Here is a 17,552-nt window from a genome sequence, read left to right as displayed (position 1 = left end):
CGGCGTACCTGGTCGGGGCGGGCACCCTGCGACTGCTCAGGACTGGGTGGGGAAGCCGAGGTTGACCCCGCCGTGGCGGGGATCGAGCCAGCGGCTGGTGACCACCTTGCCCCGGGTGTAGAAGGCGACGCCGTCCGGGCCGTGCGCGTGCAGGTCACCGAAGAGCGAGGACTTCCAACCGCCGAACGAGTAGTACGCCATCGGCACCGGGATCGGCACGTTGATGCCGACCATGCCGACCTCCACCTCGTGCTGGTAGCGCCGGGCGGCCCCGCCGTCGTTGGTGAAGATCGCCGTGCCGTTGCCGTACGGGTTGGCGTTGACCAGCGCCACGGCCTCGTCGTACGAGCCCACTCGCAGCACCGACAGCACCGGCCCGAAGATCTCGTCCGTGTAGATCGACATCTCGGGGGTGACGTGGTCGAACAGGGTCGGGCCGAGCCAGAAACCGTCCGGGTCGCCGTCCGGTGCCACCTCCCGACCGTCGACCACGGGCACCGCCCCGGCGGCCACCCCGGCCTCGACGTACGAGCGCACCCGGTCGGCGTGCGCGGCGGTGACCAGTGGTCCCATGTCGCAGCCGCGCCGCCCGTCGCCGGTGCGCAGTCCGGCCATCCGTTGCGCGATCCGGGCCACCAACTCGTCGGCGACCGGCTCCACGGCGACCAGCGCGGAGATCGCCATGCACCGCTCCCCCGCCGAACCGAACCCGGCGTTGACCGCCGCATCGGCAGCCAGGTCCAGGTCGGCGTCGGGGAGCACCACCATGTGGTTCTTCGCCCCGCCGAGTGCCTGCACCCGCTTGCCGGCCATCGTGGCGCGCTGGTGGACGTACCGGGCGACCGGGGTGGAGCCGACGAACGACACCGCCTTGACCGCCGGATGTTCCAGCAGCGCGTCGACCGCCTCCTTGTCGCCGTTGACCACGTTCAGCACCCCGTCGGGCAGGCCGGCCTCGGCGAACCACTCGGCCAGCAGCAGGGCCGCGCTCGGATCCTTCTCGCTCGGCTTGAGCACCACGGCGTTACCGGCGGCCACCGCCACCGGCACGAACCACAGCGGCACCATCACCGGGAAATTGAACGGGCTGATCACCGCGACCACTCCGAGCGGCTGCCGCAGGCTGTACGAGTCGACCTCGGTGGAGACGTTCTCGCTGAAGCCGCCGCGCAGCGCCGAGGGGATGCCGCAGGCGTACTCGATGACCTCCAGCCCGCGCTGCACCTCGCCGGCGGCGTCGGCGAGCACCTTGCCGTGCTCGGCGGTGATCACCTCGGTGAGCTGGTCGCGACGGGCGTGGACCAGTTCGCGGAAGGCGAACAGCACCGTCGTCCGCTTGGCCAGGGAGGCGTCCCGCCAGGTGCGGGCCGCCCGCTCGGCGGACTCCACCGCGACCGCGACGTCCGCGGCGGAGGCCAGCTCCACCTGCGCGGTACGCCGACCGGTGGCCGGATCGAAGACGTCACCACGCCGAGCCGAGCCGCCACTGACCCGCTTGCCGTCGACGAAGTGCCCGATGAGGCTCACGCTGAACAGCCTTTCGTTCGCGACTGCGGGGCTCGCAAAACCGGCTCACTCCTCGCGCTCACGGTGCCACCGCCTCGGCGGCGCAGGAGCGGATCGCCTCGACCAGGATGGCCAGACCCTCGCGGGCCTCGTCCTCGGTCAGGGTCAGCGGCGGTCCCATCCGCAGTACGTTGCCGTAGAGCCCGCCCTTACCGACGAGCAGGCCACCGGCCCGGCACGCCTCGAAGACGCGGGTGGCCAGCGCCGCGTCCGGCTCGACCGTGCCGGATCGGACGAACTCGACGCCGAGCATCAGGCCCTTGCCGCGTACCTCGGCGACGCAGTCGAGGCCGCCCACGGCGGCGCGCAGGCCGTCGACGAGGATCGCGCCGGTGCGGGCGGCGTTGGCCTGGAGGTCGTGGTCGAGCAGGTAGTCCAGGACCGCGTTGCCGGCGGCGGTGGAGACCGGGTTGCCGCCGAAGGTGGAGAAGCTGATCGCCGGCACCGCTTCCATCACCTCGGCCCGACCGACCACCCCGGCCAGGGCGAACCCATTGCCGATGCCCTTGGCGAAGGTGAGCAGGTCCGGCGTGACGCCGTGCGCCTGGTAGCCCCAGAAGTGCTCACCGGTACGCCCCCAACCGGTCTGCACCTCGTCGGAGATGAGCAGGATGCCGTGTTCGTCGAGGACCTTCTTCCAGGCGGCGAACAGCCCGTCGGGGCCGTGTACGAAGCCGCCGACGCCCTGGATCGGCTCGGCGAGCAGGCAGGCCACGTCCCCGCTGGTCTGGGTGGCGAGCACCTCCCGCAGGTCCTCCACCGCCGCGTCGATCCGGTCGGCCTCGGGCAGTCGGGCCAGCAGGCCGCGCAGCCGCTCACCGGAGTGCAGCCAGGCGACCTGGAGCGGGTTGAGCTGGCTGGCCGACCAGCCTCGGTTGCCGGTCACGCCCATCGTCGCGTACGACCGGCCGTGGTAGCTGTTGCGGACCGCGAGGATCTGGTGCGAGCGACGGTGGTTGGTGGCCATCAGCAGCGCGGCCTCGTTGGCCTCGGTGCCGGAGTTGGTGAAGAAGACCCGGGCGTCCGGGATGCCGGACAGCCGCGCGATCTTCTCGGCCAGCTCGACCTGTTGGCGGATCAGGTAGAGCGTCGAGGTGTGCACGATCCCGGTGGCCAGTTGCCGTTGCACCGCCTCCCGGATCTCGGCGATGTCGTACCCGATCATGTTGGTCAGCACCCCGCCGAAGAAGTCCAGGTAGGTGCGGCCCTGCGCGTCGGTGACCCGGCGGCCTTCGCCGGAGACGAGCTCGATCGGTTCGGCGTAGTAGAGCGGCATCCAGGACGGAAGCACGGCCCGGTGTCGAGCCAACAGGTCATCGGCGGTCATCGTCGCACCCTTCGGTTCGCGGTAACCGCACGCTTTCACCACCGTCGCTGCCCGGACAAGAGTCAACATGTCGCGCGAGGACGCGCACCCCCTGACACAACGTCAACGCTTTCCGTGGCCCGTCGACCCCAAAGCCGCGCTTCCAGTGGACGCATCCACCAATAACCCACGTTTTCCGTTGCACCCACCCCACCCCACCCCCACCCCACCCCACCCCAACCCCCACACCGCCCCGTTGATCATGAGGCTAGCGGCAGTGAATTAGGACAAAATCCCCGGCCAACCTCATGATCAACAAGTGTCGAAGGGAGTGGGGCAGGTAGGTGGGTCAGGCGGGGGCGGTGGTGTGGATGGCGGTGGCGAAGACTTCGGAGCGGTGTTCGAAGTTGCGGAAGCGGCCGTAGCTGGGGGCGGCCGGGGAGAGCAGGACGACGCCGCCGGCCGGAGTGACCTGGCGGGCCAACTGGACGGCGGTGGTGAGGTCGTCCACCAGTTCGGTACGCACCTTCGGCAGGCCGGCGAGCGCTTCGATGATGCGTGGGCCGCTGTCCGGGATGCCGATCACGGTCAACTCCCGCTCGGCCAGGTGCTCCCGCAGCGGGGTGTAGTCGACACCCCGGTCGTTGCCGCCGACGATCACGGTCAACGGCCGTCCCTCGTACGCGTCGATGGCGTGGATGGCCGCGTACGGGCTGGTGGCGAGGGTGTCGTCGACGAAGGTCAGGCCGGACGGGTCGACGATCTCGGTCAGCCGGTGGGCCAGCCCCTGGAACTCGGCCACCGCCACGGCCAGGGTGTCCTTGCGGCCGACGACGTCCACGCCGAGCGCGTCGAGCACCGCCAGGGCCACGCAGAGGTTGCCCTCGTTGTGCCGACCGACCAGCGGCAGTACCGCCCGGGGGAACAGTGGCCGGTCGACCAGGTGGAACCAGGGGGTGCCGTCCGGCCCGCCGGCCACGTTCACCGATGCGCCCGTGCCGGCGCGTACCGCCGCCCGGTCACCCAACTCGAACGCCAGCCGGGGGTCGGCGCCGTTGACCACCACCGTGCGCGGCCCGTACGCCAGCAGGTTGAGCTTGTCCCGGTAGTACTCCCGTTCGCCGCCGTGCGCGTCGAGGTGTTCGGGGAACAACGCGGTCACCACCGCCACCCGGGGCGAGTCGGTCAGGTCGCTGCACTGGTAGCTGGACAGTTCCAGTACGTACAGCTCCGCCTCCGGCAGGTCCAGCGTCGGTACGCCGATGTTGCCGCCGAAGACGTTGGGCCGGTCCATCGCCGTCAGCAGGTGGTGGATGAGGCTGGACGTGGTGCTCTTGCCCTTGCTGCCGGTCACCCCGACGGTGCGTTCACCGTGGTCGGCCATCCACAACGCGGTGCCCTGGGTGATCGTGGCGCCTCGGCGACGCAGCTCCACCAGCCACGGGTGGGTCTGCGGCACGCCCGGCGAGCGGACCACCACGTCGGCGGCGGCCAGCCGGTCGAAGCCCTCCTCGCCGGTGACCAGTGGGGCGGCCTCGGCCAGCGGCCCCTCCCAGGGCAGCGTGAGGAAGTTCGCGCTGTCGTCCACGGCGACCAGCTCCGCCGGCCCGTGGGCGGCGATCGCGATCACCGCGGCCCGGCCCTCCCGGCCGGCCCCCCAGACGGCGACGGTACGTCCGCGCAGGTCAGACAGGCGCACAGCTTCTCCTCGAAGACGACGGCGGTGGGGCACGAACACGGTCCGGCGGAGCCGGGCACGGCCGGACGAACCAGGGCCTAGTATGGCGTGTGCCCAACACGCAGCTGGCGCGGATGGACGCGTTCATCTTCCCGTCCTACTCGATCGACCTCTCCACCGGCGAGGCGCTGTTCGACTACGCGCTGACCGGCCCGGACGGCGAACAGCGGTTCACTGAAGTGATCACGTTGCCGGTGCCCGAGGAGTCACCGTCGGACGCGGCCGTGGCGGCCCTCGGCCGGGTCCTGGAGCTGCTGCACGTGGTGGCCGGGGTCAGCTACTACAAGGCCGCCGCGCCGGGGCAACTGGTGCTGCCGGCACCGCTCGGCCCGGCCGCCGCCGAGTTCGTCACCGCCGTCTACACCGAGGGCCTGGCCGAGTACGCCTACCGCAACCAGCTGCCGTACGTGCTGGAGTTGGTCCCGCGCGTCCCGGACGGCCGGGTACGCCCCGCCGCCGAGTACGACAACTCCGACCGGCGTCCGCTGTCGGCGGTCGGTGGCGGCAAGGACTCGATCGTCAGCCTGGAGGCGCTGCGCCGCGCCGGCCTCGACCCGGTGCCGTTCTCGGTCAACCCGAACCATGTGATCAACGCGGTGAACGCGGCTTCCGGGCTCACCGCGCTGGCGGCGCGGCGGCGCCTCGACCCGGTGCTGTTCGAGCTGAACGCGGCCGGTGCCCGCAACGGGCACATCCCGGTCACCGCGATCAACTCGCTGATCGCCGTCGCCACGGCGGTGTTGCACGGGCTGGGTCCGGTGGTGATGTCCAACGAGCGCTCGGCGTCCGACCCGAACCTGATCTGGAACGGTCACGAGATCAACCATCAGTGGTCCAAAGGCGTGACGGCCGAAGGACTGCTGCGGGCGGCCCTGGCCGAGCATGCCGGGCTGACCGAGCCGTACTTCTCCCTGCTGCGCCCGCTGTCGGAGCTGCACATCGCCCGGCTGTTCGCCACCATCGACCGGTACGACGACGTGGTGACCAGCTGCAACGCCGCGTTCAAGCTGCGCGACGCCAGCGAACGCTGGTGCCGCGACTGCCCCAAGTGCCGGTTCGTCTTCCTCGCGCTGGCCCCGTTCATGTCCCGCGAGCGGATCACCCACATCTTCGGCGGCGACCTGCTCGCCGACCCCACCCAGGTCCCCGGATACCGGGAACTGCTCGGCGTGGACGGGCACAAGCCGTTCGAATGCGTCGGCGAGGTGGAGGAGTCGGTGGTGGCACTCAGCCTGCTCGCCAAGCAACCCGACTGGCGGGACACTCCGGTCGTGACCGCCCTGGTCGCCGCCGTTCCGGACACCGCCTGGGCCACCGCCGCCACCTCCGACACCTTCACCCCCGGCGGCGGCCCCTCCTACGTCCCGCCCACCTACGCCAAGGCGCTGCACGCTCTCACCGAGTAGGGGCCGCGCCGCCAGCCCCGGTTTCCTGTCGGCCAGGGTCACCGAGAGGTGCCCTGGTTTCAAAAAAGTGCCTTCTTCCCAGCCCAGCCTTGGTCTCTTACGGTTTCTGGGTAACCAAAAGAGAGCTAGAGGAGGCGCTCGTCATGGCTGTGACACTGGTGAACCCGAGCGGGCTGCCGGAAATCGACGTGTACCGGCAGGTGTCGGTGGCGACCGGGTCGAAGATCGTCCACGTCGCCGGGCAGGTCGCCTGGGACCCGGATGGCCACACGATCGGCGAGGGGGATCTCGCCGCGCAGGTCGAGCAGTGCTACCTCAACGTCGCCACGGCACTCGCCGGGGTCGGGGCGTCCTTCGCCGACGTGGTGAAGTTGACCGTGCACGTCGTCGACTGGACACCGGAGCAGATGCCGGTACTGCTCGACGGCATCGCCCGGGCGGCGGCGAAGCTGGGGGTCACTCCGGCGGCGCCGGCCTCACTGCTGGGGGTCGCGGCCCTGGACGTACCCGAGCATCTGGTGGAGGTCGAAGCGACCGCCGTACTCGATTAGCCGGTCGAAGTCCCGGCCCGACGGCGGGCCGGGACCGGCGGGCCGGGACTGCTACTCCGCACCGAACCGGTGGCGGGACGCCTCGATGTGCCCCAGGTAGCGCTGGGTCCAGGTGCACATGCCGTCGACGACCCCGCGCAGGGCCTCCCCGGCTTCGGTGAGGGTGTACTCGACGCGGGGCGGCACGGTCGGGTACACCTGCCGCTCGACCAGGCCGTTGCGCTCCAGCATGCGCAGGTTCTGGGTGAGCATCTTGTGGCTGATGCCGCCGACGACGTCGCGCAGTTCGCTGAAGCGCATGGTGCGCTGCCCGAGGAACTCGATGATCAGGAAGGCCCACTTGTTCGCGACGTCGGAGAAGATCTCGCGGGCCAGCGAGTCCGCCCGGGCCAGGTCGGCTTCCGGGGGCAACTCGCTGATCTCGGCTCTGGTTCCCACCTCTTCACTCTCCATCGGTTCTCCAGTAACCGCAAGAGAGTCAGGGGGCGCGGATGGCATCCAGGGCGAGCAGGGCGACGTGCAGGGAGAGGCAGGCGTCGACCGAGTCCAGGTCGACGTCGAGGATCCGGCCGATGCGGGCCAGCCGTTCGTAGAAGGCCGGTCGGGACAGGTGCGCCGCAGTGGCCGCCGCCGACTTGTTCCGGCCCTGTTCCAGGTACGCGCGCAGGGTGCCGAGCAGTTGCTCGCGCGGATGCCGGGCGTCGTACGCCAGCAGGGCACCCAGCTCGCGTTCGACGAACGTCTGTAGGCGCGGCTCGTCGCGCAGCAGGTGCAGCAGCCCGGCGAGCCCGACGTGCGGCAGCCGGAAGATCGGCAGGTCCCGTCGGTCCCGTCGGGCCGCCTCGGCGACCTGCCGGGCCTCGATCAGCGATCGTCCCGCCTCCCGCAGGCTGCCCACCCCGGAACCGGCAGCGACGATCAGGCCGCCGGGGCGGCGCGGTGCCGGCTCGGTCGGGCGGGTCTCGGGGCGGGCGCGCCGCAGCGCGGCCGCGAACGCGGCCAGGGCCCGCTCCTCCCCCGCCGCGTCGGCGAGCGCCAGCAGCACCCCGACCGCCTGATCGTCGACCACGCTGGTCAGGCCGATCAGGTTCGTCTCCCGCAGCGCCTGCCCGACCGTTTCGGCGAGGTCCCGCAGACGGGCCGCCCCGGGTTCGCCACCGGCCAGCCCCGGATCGCCACCGGTGCCGGCGTCACCGGCGGCTCCGTTCTCCCCTGCGAGGTCGTCACCGCGATGCCGGACCACCACCCCGACCAGGTGCCGACGGTCCAGCACCAACCCCAACGCCCGGGCCCGCAGGGCCACCTCGTCGACCGGCCGGGAGCGGTCCAGCAGCGCGGTGAGCAGGGTCCGGTGGATCTGCCGTTCCAGCCCTTCGGCGTCGCGGCGGATCAGCCGGCCCAGGGCCAGGGTCGAGGCGGCCCGCTCCACCAGGATGGTCAACCGGGTCGGCGGCGCGGCCGGGCCGCGCACCACGCCGTCCACCCCGCTCAGGTCGCTGTCGTCCGCCCCACTCGGGTCGCTGTCGCCCGGCCCACTCAGGTCACCGCCACCAGGCCAGCGCAGCAGCAGCCGGCCCCAGTCCTCACCCCGGGCGCCGACCATGGTGACCAGCCAGCCGCTGTCCGGGTCGTACGCCGTACGCCCGGCGGGCCGGATCCGCCGCGAGTGCTGCTCCCACCCGTCCAGCAGCAGTTCGGCGTTCTCCCCCGCCGGGTCGTAGGCGAGCACCTGACGGGACAGGTTCTCCAGCACCACCGGGCAGCCGGACAGTTCGGCGGCCTGCCGGATCACCTCGTCCGGTTCGGCGCCTTCCACCGACAGTTCGGTGAACCGCTGGTGGATCTCCTCGGTGGCGCGCAACTCGGTGAGCTGGGCGTCCACGATCAGGGCGTGTACCGCCTCGGTGATCCGTACGAAGGGCGTGGCCCGGCGCAACTCCACCAGCGGCAGGCCGTGCCGTCCGGCGGCAGCGGCCATCACCCTCGGTACCCCGGTGAGGTAGCGGCGGCCGAGTTCGACCACCAGTCCGGACACCCCGACACCGGCCAGGTCACCGATGAAGGCCCGTAGCCCGGCGTCGTCGGCCGGCAACCCGATGCCGGTGGTGAGCACCAGCTCCCCACCGCCGAGCAGGGTGGCGATGTCGGGCACCTCAGCCACGTGCACCCAACGGACCGGCCGGTCCAGCCCCTCCTTGCCGGCGACCAGGCGCGGAGCGCCACGGCGGACCGGGTCCAGCGCGAGGACCTGACGGACGGTGGGGAACACCCGCGACACGTTACCGTCAGTGATTCTTCCTCCAGTAACCGCAGGTCAGCTCAGAGCGGATCGTCGCGGCCCAATTCCCAGCAGGCGACGGCGGTGGCCGCGGCGACGTTGAGCGAGTCGACGCCACGACGCATCGGGATCACCACCCGCACGTCACTGGCAGCCATCGCCTCCGGGGTCAGCCCGGCGCCCTCGGCACCGAGCAGCAGCGCGGCCCGGGAGCGCTGGGCCGGCGTCAACCGCTGGATGGGTACCGCATCGGGGGCCGGGGTCATCGCCAGGACGGTGAAGCCGGCGTCGCGTACCTGTGCCAGCGCCGTCGGCCACGGATCCAGTTTCGCGTACGGCACGGCGAACACCTCGCCCATGCTGACCCGTACGCTGCGCCGGTAGAGCGGATCGGCGCAGGACGGCGAGAGCAGCACCGCGTCCACCCCGAGCGCGGCGACCGCCCGAAAGATCGCCCCCAAATTGGTGTGGTTGTTGACGTCTTCGAGGATGACCGCCCGACGGGCGGTGGCCAGCACCTCGGCGGCGCTGGGCAGCGGCTTGCGCCGGAACGAGGCGAGCACCCCCCGGTGCACGTGGAAGCCGGTGGCCTGGCGCAACACGTCAGGGGTGGCGGCGTACACCGGGGCATCGCCGGTGTCCAGGTCGGCGAGCTGGTCGACCCGTTTGGCGTCGACCAGGTACGACCGGGCCGGATAGCCGGCCCGCAGCGCCCGGCGCAGCACCAACTCCCCCTCGGCGATGAACAGCCCGTGCGGGGGCTCCCAGCGGGTGCGCAACTCCACGTCGGTGAGCGCGCGATAGTCGGCGATCCGCTCGTCGTCCGGCTCGGTGATCAGCTCCACCCGCCCGAGTGTAAGGAAGGGCCCCTTCTTAACGTCTGCGGTAGAGCAGGGGCTCCCTGTTAACCAACTGGTCGGGATCGGCGTGGCGTGCGGGCTGTCGGTCAGGAGAGCAGGGCCGGCCTCAGCTCCGCACCGAGATTGATCGCGCCGACCACCCGGTTACCGGCCGGGTCGTACACGTTGACGGTGTTGTTGCGACGCATCAGTTCCCTGACCGGCTGCGGCAGCGGCGGCGGATCCGCCAACGCCGCGTTGATCTGCCGAGCCGCCGAGATCAGCCGGAGGACCAACTCGGCGCCGTCGGTGTCCGGCCGTATCCGGCCGTACTCCCAACCGGCCGCGGTGAGGTCGAACAGTTCGAAGACCGAGGCCAGGACCGGCGCGGGGTCGGTGGCCTTCACGACGCGGGCCGCACGGTCGCCGATCACGGTGACCGCCGCGGCCACCTGCACGTACGGATGCAGACCGCCCGGCGGATCGAACAGCGGCCACCGCAGCGCCGGCCCGGCCTCCCGCCACAACGCACGATAGTTGCGACGATCGACCAGAAGCCGGTAACCGGTTCGCCGGTGCAGGTCGGCGGCTTGGGCCAGAAGATCTGTGTGGGCCGCCTCGGCGACCTCGCGCACGATCAACGTCGCCACGAGGAGACCGTCCTCATCGTCCAGCAGCCGCGTGATCGCCTCGATCTGGTCGCGGACGCGGACCTGAACGCGGATGCCGAACCGGTGCCGGACCTCCGCTAGCAGCGCCTCCTGTCGGCCCGGGTCGTGCTCGACCCGCCGCCCACCCAGCACACGCTGGAGCCATCCCATACAGCCTCGCTCCGCAGCCGTCTCAAGACGCGGCAATGTTAGCGTGCCGCCCCGGTGGACGGCCCCCGGCGCGAGGGCTCCACGCCGACGCGTCGTATCGCCGAAACGGCGGAGTGCGCAGCGGTGGGCAACCGCCGTTGCGGCAGAACGGAGTCGATCTCATGCCGACGGTCCCAGGCCACGCTGGTCGCGAGGCCTGGGACCGTCGATCAGGCGCGTCGGTCAGGCGATGGTGCAGGTGGCGCCGTTGAGGGTGTACGACGACGGTCTGGCGGAGTTGCCGGTGTGGGTGGCCTGGAAGCCGATACCGACCGAGGCACCCGGGGCGATGCTGCCGTTGTACGACACGTTGCGGGCGGTCACCTGCCCGGAGGTCGGCGAGTAACTGGCGTTCCAGCCACCGGTGATGTTCTGCCCGCCGGGCAGGGTGAACACCAGCGACCAGCCGTTGATCGTGCTGCCACCCGTGTTGGTGATGGTGATGTCCTGGGTCAGGCCGTTGTTCCAGGCGTTGACCGCCACCGCGACACGGCAGGCACCACCGGGCGGCGGGGTCGTCGGGCCGGGCGGCGGAGTGGTGGGGCCCGGCGGCGGGGTGGTCGGGTCCGGCGGTGGGGTGCTGCTGCCGAACTGGGTGAAGAAGCGCCAGGTCTCACCCGGAAGCCAGGTCCGGGAGCCACTGTCACCGGGTGCGCCGTCCTGCGGTGCGGCGATGTGCCCCTCGTCGAAGGCGGCCCACACCACCGGGTAGCCCGCCGCGCAGCCGGAGTAGGTGGTGGTGCGGTGGGTCAGGCTGCCCTGTCCCGGCTCGGGCGGATTCTGCGGGGTGCACCCGTTGTTGTTGACGAACCGGTCGCGCAGCGATCGTCCGCCGGAGATGCCGAGGACGTTGTCCCGGATGCCGTGCGCCCCGAAGTACGCGATCCGGCCGTTGCCGCCGCTGCACCCGCTGATCAGGCCACCGGCGTACACCGCGACCGCGCGGAACACGTTGGGTCGGGCGCAGGCCAGGGCGTAGCTCATCCCTCCGCCCCAGCTGAAGCCGAGCGCGAACCGCTGCGTCGTCTCCACACAGAGGTTCGCCTCCACCTGCCGGAGCAGGTCGTCGACGAAGGTCACGTCCTCGCCGCCGGAGTTGGCCCAGCCGGCGTTGAGCCCCTGCGGCGCCACGAAGATCGTGCTGTTGTTCGCCAGTTGCCGCAGCCCGTAGTACGACCACGTGTCCCGCTGCACCGTCTGCCCGGTGTCCACGTCGACGGCCGAGCCGCCGCGCCAGTGGAAGCCGAGCACCAGCCGGTACGGGTGGTTGTTGTTGTAGTTGGCCGGGATCCGCAGGATGTAGCTGCGGCTCTTGCCGTTGCTCTGGATCGTGTGCGTGCCGCTGTTGAGTCCCGGCGCCCGGCCACAGCCCGCGGTGGCCGCCAGGGTGCCGACGTCGGTGGTCGACGCAGTCGCGCTGGGGCCGGTGGCCAGCGCCACGCCGCCCACGCTCAGCACGAGCAACGCCGCGATCGCGGCAGGACCGAAGATCGATCTGGATCTCACCATCATGTTGCTCCATCTCCGCGTCGCATCGGACGCGCGGACGGTGCCGCTGCACCGTCGGTGGTGGTTGGTGGCTCGCGCTGCTCCGCGTACCCGTCCGGCACGGTCGCGCCCACCGCGGATCCCGGGGCGGCCGGCAGTCGGTCCGGCGGCGCCCGGTCAGGACCCGCGTCGCCCGTCGGTCGGCGTCGCGGTCTCGCCCACTCGCCGGGGTCCCGGACCGGCGAGGGCGGGTCGAGCGTGTGCCCCGGCTCCCGTTCGGAAGGTATCCTGTGAGCGATAACATATCAAGGGGTGTGGATGCCCTGAGTCGGTGTCACTCGGGCAGGGCGATGAAGCGCGGCGGCACGTCGCGGGTGAGCCAGACACCGTTCACGGCCCGGTAGAGCGCGAGGCCGGCGACGTGCATGCCGGCGGCGTCGATGCGCAACCCGACCGGCTCGCCACGTCGGGCACCGACCGTCACGGCAGCGTCGAGGTCGGCCGACAAATGCACATGTGTACGCTCACCCGGCGCGAGTCCGTCGACGGGCCGCCGGGTCCGGGCCGGTGCGCGCCGAGGCCGTCACCTTCTCGGCTCGTACCGCATCGCCACCGCACCCGAGGCGAACTCCTGCCGGCTCACGAGCTTCAAGTCGACATATTCCGACAGGCCCGCGAGCAATGTGGGCCCGTGACCCGCTATCCGGGGCTGCACCACGAACTCGTACTCATCGATCAGATCCAGCTTCGCCAACGCCAACGGAAGCTGCACGCCTGACACGAACAGCCCCTTACCCGGCTCCCGTTTGAGCTGCTCAACGGCCGGGCCCAGGTCTCCGCGCACCAGCTCCGCATTCCAGTCGACCCGTTCCAGGGTGCTCGACACGACGTACTTCTTCGCCGCGTCGATCGTCCGGGCGAAGGGTTCCGTCCATTCCGGCCTCGACCCGGCCGGTGCCGGCAGCCGCCACGCTTCCTCCATCATCTCGTACACCACCCGGCCGAAGAGGAGTGCGTCTGCCTGGGCGAGGCTCTCGGTGTGGAAACGATGCAATTCTTCGTCGGCGGGAATTGCCTGATGGTCGCAGCACCCGTCCAATGTCACGTTGATGGAATAACGCAGAGGTCGCATCTGGCGCGCCTCGACGCCGGTGGTCATGGGCATGTCTCATTCTGGCTGGCGAAGCCGGTCGCCGTTGTCCAGACGGACCGATGGTCACCGCGTTGACGACGGTGACGGCCCTCGGCGCCGAAGGTCACTGAGCGCGCACGGGCTGGGCGGTGGCGGCCGGGCGGGCGATGCGGCGGCGACGGGTCGGCAGCATCAGCGTCGGGTGGGTGACGGCCCAGGCGGCGCCCCGGCAGACGATCTCCTTGTAGCGGGCCGCCAGCCTTCCACGGAAGTGCACCGCCCTGGCCCGGTCGTCGGCGGTCACCCACTGGATGATGCCGTCGCGTCGGCCGAGGCTGATGCACTGGTTGAAGTAGCGGATCGGGATCTTGCGGACCGGTCGGCCGGTCAACCGCGCGGTGATCGCGTCGGCCGCCTGCCAGGCCGTCGGGACTCCCGAGGCGCAGGACATCCGCAGCGGCTTGCCGCCCGGGCCCTCGGCGAGGGCGGCGTCGCCGACGGCGTACACGTCGGGGTGCGACACCGAGCGCATCGTGGCGTCCACGACGATCTGCCCGGTCGGTGCGACCCGTAAGGCCGTCGCGGCGGCGATGGACGGTACGGCGAAGCCGGCCGACCAGACGGTCACCTGGGCCGCGATGAGGCCGTTGGTGCCGGTGACGGCGCCGCTCGCCTCGACACGGGTGATGTCGGTGTGCTCGTGGACGGTGATGCCGAGCCGGTCGAACACGTCCCACAGATGCTGGCGGGCCCGCTCGTCGAGCCAGTCACCGAGGCCGCCACGGGTGGCGATCGCGACGTCCAGGTCGGGTCGGGTCTCGGCGATCTCGGTGGCCGCTTCGAGGCCGGTGAGGCCTCCACCGACGATCAGTACGCCGCCGCCTGCGGTGAGGTCGGTCAGGCGTTCACGCAGCCGCAGCGCGGACTGGCCGCCCGCGACGTCGTACGCGTGCTCGGTCACGCCGGGAACGCCGTGGTCGGCGGCGGTGCTGCCGAGGGCGTAGACGAGCGTGTCGTAGCCGATCTCGTCGGCCCCGTCCGCAGCGGCGAGCGCGACGGTTCGGCGGTCGACGTCGACGCCGGTCACCCGCGCCAGGCGTACCCGCACGCCGGTGCCGGCATAGAGGTCGCGCAGCGGGCGACGTTCGAGGTCCGGCCCGACGGCGAGTTGGTGCAGGCGGATCCGCTCGACGAAGTCGGCGGTGGCGTTGACGACGGTGATCTCGGTGTGGTCGGGGTGCAGTCGCCGGGCAAGGCGACCGGCGGCGATCGCCCCGGCGTATCCGGCTCCGAGGACGACGATGCGATGGGTCATGCTCCCACTCCCTGTCTCGGTGCGAGTTCCGCCGGCCGCGACGGGCGGGTCGGCGGCGTACGCTTCCTGAACCGGGCAGCGCCGCGATTGCTGACAGGATTCGGCTGTGGCCCAGGTCACCACCGGTCGAGGACGGGTTCGGCGGGCGTGGACGCCGACCAGTGCCGGGTGACGCGGCCGAGCTTGTCGGGATTGGCCTGAGCCCGGACGGCCGCCACTCCCTCGGTGGTCACCTCCAGCGCCAGCACGCCGACGATCCGGTCGCCGACGACGACCACCACCGCCGGCTCACCGTTGACGATCTCGGCGTACAGGGCGGCGGGGCCGCCGAGCACCTGCCGACGCAGGTCGGTGGCTCGGAAAGCGCCGCACAGCAACCTGGCCACCGCCAGCGCACCGATGGCCGGCGTGGGCCGGGCGGGGATCTTGCCACCACCGTCACCGACGCTCACCGCGTCCTCGGTCAACAACTCGACCAGCCGCCGGGTCTCGCCGCTGTTCGCGGCGGCGATGAACTCCTCGACGATGGTGCGGGCGGTGGCCTCGTCGACCTGGACGCGACTGCGGCCGGCGACGACGTGCTGCTTGGCCCGCCGGTAGAGCTGCTGGCAGTTCGACTCGGTGAGGTCGAGGATCTCGGCGATCTCGCCGTGCGGGTAGCCGAACGCCTCGCGCAGGACGTACACCGCGCGCTCGTTGGCCGAGAGCCGTTCCATCAGGGTGAGCACCGCCAGCGACACCGATTCGCGCTGCTCGACGGTGTCGACCGGGCCGAGCATCCGGTCCCCCGCGAGCAGCGGCTCCGGCAACCACATGCCCACGTAGCTCTCCCGCCTGGCCCGGGCCGAGGTGAGCTGGTTGAGGCACAGGTTGGTGAGCACCTTCGTCAGCCACGCCGCAGGTTGCTCGACCCGTTCGCGGTCGGTGGCCTGCCAGCGCAGGAACGTGTCCTGGACCATGTCCTCGGCGTCGCTGGCCGAGCCGAGCAGGCGATAGGCCACCGCCTCCAGCCGAGCCCTCGACTGCTCGAACAGTTCGATGTCGTGCGCGCTGAGCGACATGGTTCGAGTGTCACCCATCCGGGCGAGGTGCTTCCCGCTAGCAAGCCGGCGGACGGACGTCACCGGCGAGCAGGTGGATGCCGAGCGGGGTGAGTCGGTGCACCTTGGCGCCGCCGACGCGCTCGCTGTCGACCAGTCCGGCGGCGCGCAGCGCGGCGGCGTGTTCGGAGGCCGACGAAATGCTGATCCCGACGTGCCGGCCCACCATCGTGGTGGTGTGGTGGCCGGGTTCGGCGAGCCGCCGCAACACCTCCGCACGCGTACCGCCGAGGAGTTGGGCGAGCGGATCGGTCCTGGTCGGCGGCGTTTCGGGTGGCGTCGGGACCGGGTACACCACCAGCACCGGCTGGCCCGGTCGAACCAGCACGCGCGGTCGCAGACCGGCCAGCGGGCCGGGCACGAGGATGATCCCCTCGCCACTGCCGGTCAGCTCGGCGCTCCACCAGCTGTCGATCTCCAGGATCGGCGGACGCCACCGGATCGCCGGATGCAACTCGTTGAGCAACCCGTCCACTCCGGATCGGACGTACGTGCGGGCGCGGTGTTCGACGTGGCCCCGATGGGCCGCGGTCAACTGCGACCAGGCCGGGGCGAGCACCGCGTCGAAGTAGCGGTCCACCGCCGCCATCAGCAGGTCCAGCATCTGCGGGTCGGCCGCCACGAATCGCCGCCGCCAGAGGCTGGGCGGCAGTTCGGCGTACGTCTTGGTGAGTTCGGCGGTGATCCGGCGACGCGGGGTGGCCCGGATCGACTCGATGCCGGCGGCCACCGATTCGATCCCCTGGTGCGGGGTGAGGAAGTCGGGCAGCATGCCCTGCGCCGGCAGCAGGTGTCGCAGTGCGGCGGTGCTCGCCGAGGCCGCCTGCGCGCGGGCGGCCAGGTCGGGCATCCGCGCGGCCAACGCGGGATCCCGCAGCGCCTGGCTGGCCAGGATCACGGTACCGACCGGATGTGGACGGCTGCCGAACCGGATCCGGGTCAGGTCCGCCGCGCCGAGCCGCAAGGTGATCACAGCTCAAGGTTGCCAGCTTTTCGGCGTACACCGAAAGGGTTGTTCCGGCGGTGGCCCACCGGCGAGGGTGGGGCGGACCAACGGCCGGGAGGGGGCGGCATGCGTCGGCTGCTCGGGTGGTGTGTGACGGCTTGCCTGCTGGCGGGGGCCGCGGCGTGTGGTGGTGGCGATGTGCAAGCGCTGCCCACGACGTCGGGGGCGGCTCCCGCCGGATCCCCTGGCCCGGGGCAGCACGAGTTGACCCTGGACCATGGCGGGACGAGCCGCAGCTACCGGCTGCACGCACCACCCGGGTACGTCCCGGCGCGGCCGGTGCCGCTGGTGATCGCGCTGCACCCGTACCCGGGCAACGGTCTGGAGATGAGCCAACTGTTCGGCTGGGACGAGCTGGCCGAGCGTGCGGGCTTCCTGGTCGCCTACCCGGACGGCGTCGACGGCGGATTCAACGCGCTGGTCTGCTGCGGCAACGCCGACGACGTCGGTTTCCTCGCCGCGCTCACCGGCCACCTGGTCGAGACCTGGGGAGTCGATGCCGACCGGGTCTATCTGACCGGCATCTCCAACGGCGGTGACCTGAGCTTCCGGGCCGCGGTGGAGGCCAGCGGCACGTTCGCCGCGATCGGGGTGGTCAGCGGCGGGTTCATCGGCGAGCGGACGACGGCCGAGGACTACACACCGCAGCGACCCGTCTCCGTGATCACGTTCATCGGCGAGCAGGACCGGTACGCCTCGCAGTTCCGTACCGGAATCGACCGCTGGCAGCAGCAGCTGGACTGCACCCCGGTCGCCCCACCGCCGGCCGCCCCGGCCGACGGTGCCACGCTCACCCGGTCCCGCTGCGCCGACGGCAGCGACGTCGAGGTGTACCTGATCGGCTCCATGGGTCACTCCTGGCCGGGTGCCTCCGGTGACCGGATGAGCGCCCCCGACGTCGGGTTGCGCGCCACGGATCTGATCTGGACGTTCTTCGCCGCCCATCCTCGCCGGGCCTGACGGCACG

General features: G+C 71.4%; 15 protein-coding genes and 1 pseudogene. 3 read left to right on the top strand and 13 right to left on the bottom strand.

Annotation, left to right across the window (positions count from 1 at the left end):
* Positions 1–36: 36 nt before the first annotated feature.
* From AB0M35_RS16815 to murD, 3 genes are all read right to left on the bottom strand, one after another.
* Complete coding sequence (locus tag AB0M35_RS16815; RefSeq protein ID WP_363746169.1) at positions 37–1,527, bottom strand: CoA-acylating methylmalonate-semialdehyde dehydrogenase; 1,491 nt, start codon at positions 1,525–1,527, stop codon at positions 37–39.
* 58 nt (positions 1,528–1,585) lie between these two features.
* Positions 1,586–2,893 (bottom strand): aspartate aminotransferase family protein, encoded by a 1,308-nt coding sequence (locus tag AB0M35_RS16810; RefSeq protein ID WP_363746168.1) that lies wholly within the window; start codon positions 2,891–2,893, stop codon positions 1,586–1,588.
* Between the two features lie 328 nt (positions 2,894–3,221).
* Complete coding sequence (murD, locus tag AB0M35_RS16805) at positions 3,222–4,571, bottom strand: UDP-N-acetylmuramoyl-L-alanine--D-glutamate ligase (RefSeq protein WP_363746166.1); 1,350 nt, start codon at positions 4,569–4,571, stop codon at positions 3,222–3,224.
* An 89-nt stretch (positions 4,572–4,660) separates the two neighbouring features.
* Here murD and AB0M35_RS16800 point away from each other — a divergent pair, with 89 nt between their 5' ends.
* A complete protein-coding gene (locus tag AB0M35_RS16800) occupies positions 4,661–6,016 on the top strand; it encodes a hypothetical protein (RefSeq protein WP_363746164.1) in 1,356 nt (451 codons plus the stop codon).
* Between the two features lie 143 nt (positions 6,017–6,159).
* Complete coding sequence (locus tag AB0M35_RS16795; RefSeq protein WP_363746163.1) at positions 6,160–6,567, top strand: RidA family protein; 408 nt, start codon at positions 6,160–6,162, stop codon at positions 6,565–6,567.
* Positions 6,568–6,618: 51 nt separating this feature from the next.
* Here AB0M35_RS16795 and AB0M35_RS16790 read toward each other — a convergent pair whose 3' ends face one another.
* From AB0M35_RS16790 to AB0M35_RS16745, 10 genes and pseudogenes are all read right to left on the bottom strand, one after another.
* Complete coding sequence (locus tag AB0M35_RS16790) at positions 6,619–7,005, bottom strand: helix-turn-helix domain-containing protein (RefSeq protein ID WP_363746226.1); 387 nt, start codon at positions 7,003–7,005, stop codon at positions 6,619–6,621.
* A 40-nt stretch (positions 7,006–7,045) separates the two neighbouring features.
* Complete coding sequence (locus tag AB0M35_RS16785; RefSeq protein ID WP_363746161.1) at positions 7,046–8,845, bottom strand: PucR family transcriptional regulator; 1,800 nt, start codon at positions 8,843–8,845, stop codon at positions 7,046–7,048.
* Positions 8,846–8,886: 41 nt separating this feature from the next.
* Positions 8,887–9,690: an RNA methyltransferase gene (locus AB0M35_RS16780; protein ID WP_363746160.1), complete on the bottom strand. Its 804-nt coding sequence runs from the start codon at positions 9,688–9,690 to the stop codon at positions 8,887–8,889.
* A gap of 101 nt (positions 9,691–9,791) precedes the next feature.
* Positions 9,792–10,505 (bottom strand): hypothetical protein, encoded by a 714-nt coding sequence (locus tag AB0M35_RS16775; RefSeq protein WP_363746158.1) that lies wholly within the window; start codon positions 10,503–10,505, stop codon positions 9,792–9,794.
* A gap of 222 nt (positions 10,506–10,727) precedes the next feature.
* Complete coding sequence (locus tag AB0M35_RS16770; RefSeq protein ID WP_363746156.1) at positions 10,728–12,053, bottom strand: cellulose binding domain-containing protein; 1,326 nt, start codon at positions 12,051–12,053, stop codon at positions 10,728–10,730.
* A 313-nt stretch (positions 12,054–12,366) separates the two neighbouring features.
* Positions 12,367–12,564: pseudogene (locus AB0M35_RS16765) on the bottom strand (RNA 2'-phosphotransferase); the annotation flags it as partial.
* A 51-nt stretch (positions 12,565–12,615) separates the two neighbouring features.
* Entirely contained in the window at positions 12,616–13,191 is a 576-nt protein-coding gene (locus AB0M35_RS16760) for a dihydrofolate reductase family protein (protein ID WP_363746155.1), read from the bottom strand.
* A 97-nt stretch (positions 13,192–13,288) separates the two neighbouring features.
* A complete protein-coding gene (locus AB0M35_RS16755; RefSeq protein ID WP_363746153.1) occupies positions 13,289–14,479 on the bottom strand; it encodes an FAD-dependent oxidoreductase in 1,191 nt (396 codons plus the stop codon).
* Positions 14,480–14,595: 116 nt separating this feature from the next.
* Positions 14,596–15,540 (bottom strand): RNA polymerase sigma-70 factor, encoded by a 945-nt coding sequence (locus tag AB0M35_RS16750; RefSeq protein WP_363746151.1) that lies wholly within the window; start codon positions 15,538–15,540, stop codon positions 14,596–14,598.
* 37 nt (positions 15,541–15,577) lie between these two features.
* Positions 15,578–16,552, bottom strand: coding sequence for a helix-turn-helix transcriptional regulator (locus AB0M35_RS16745; protein ID WP_363746149.1), 975 nt, complete (start codon positions 16,550–16,552; stop codon positions 15,578–15,580).
* 237 nt (positions 16,553–16,789) lie between these two features.
* On the opposite strand from AB0M35_RS16745, the gene AB0M35_RS16740 reads away from it, so the two are divergent.
* Entirely contained in the window at positions 16,790–17,545 is a 756-nt protein-coding gene (locus AB0M35_RS16740) for a PHB depolymerase family esterase (protein WP_363746147.1), read from the top strand.
* Positions 17,546–17,552: the final 7 nt, after the last annotated feature.

The sequence above is a fragment of the Micromonospora sp. NPDC051196 genome (assembly GCF_040682415.1).
In the GTDB taxonomy this organism is placed as follows: domain Bacteria; phylum Actinomycetota; class Actinomycetes; order Mycobacteriales; family Micromonosporaceae; genus Micromonospora.
This window is presented reverse-complemented; position numbering and strand designations above follow the sequence as displayed.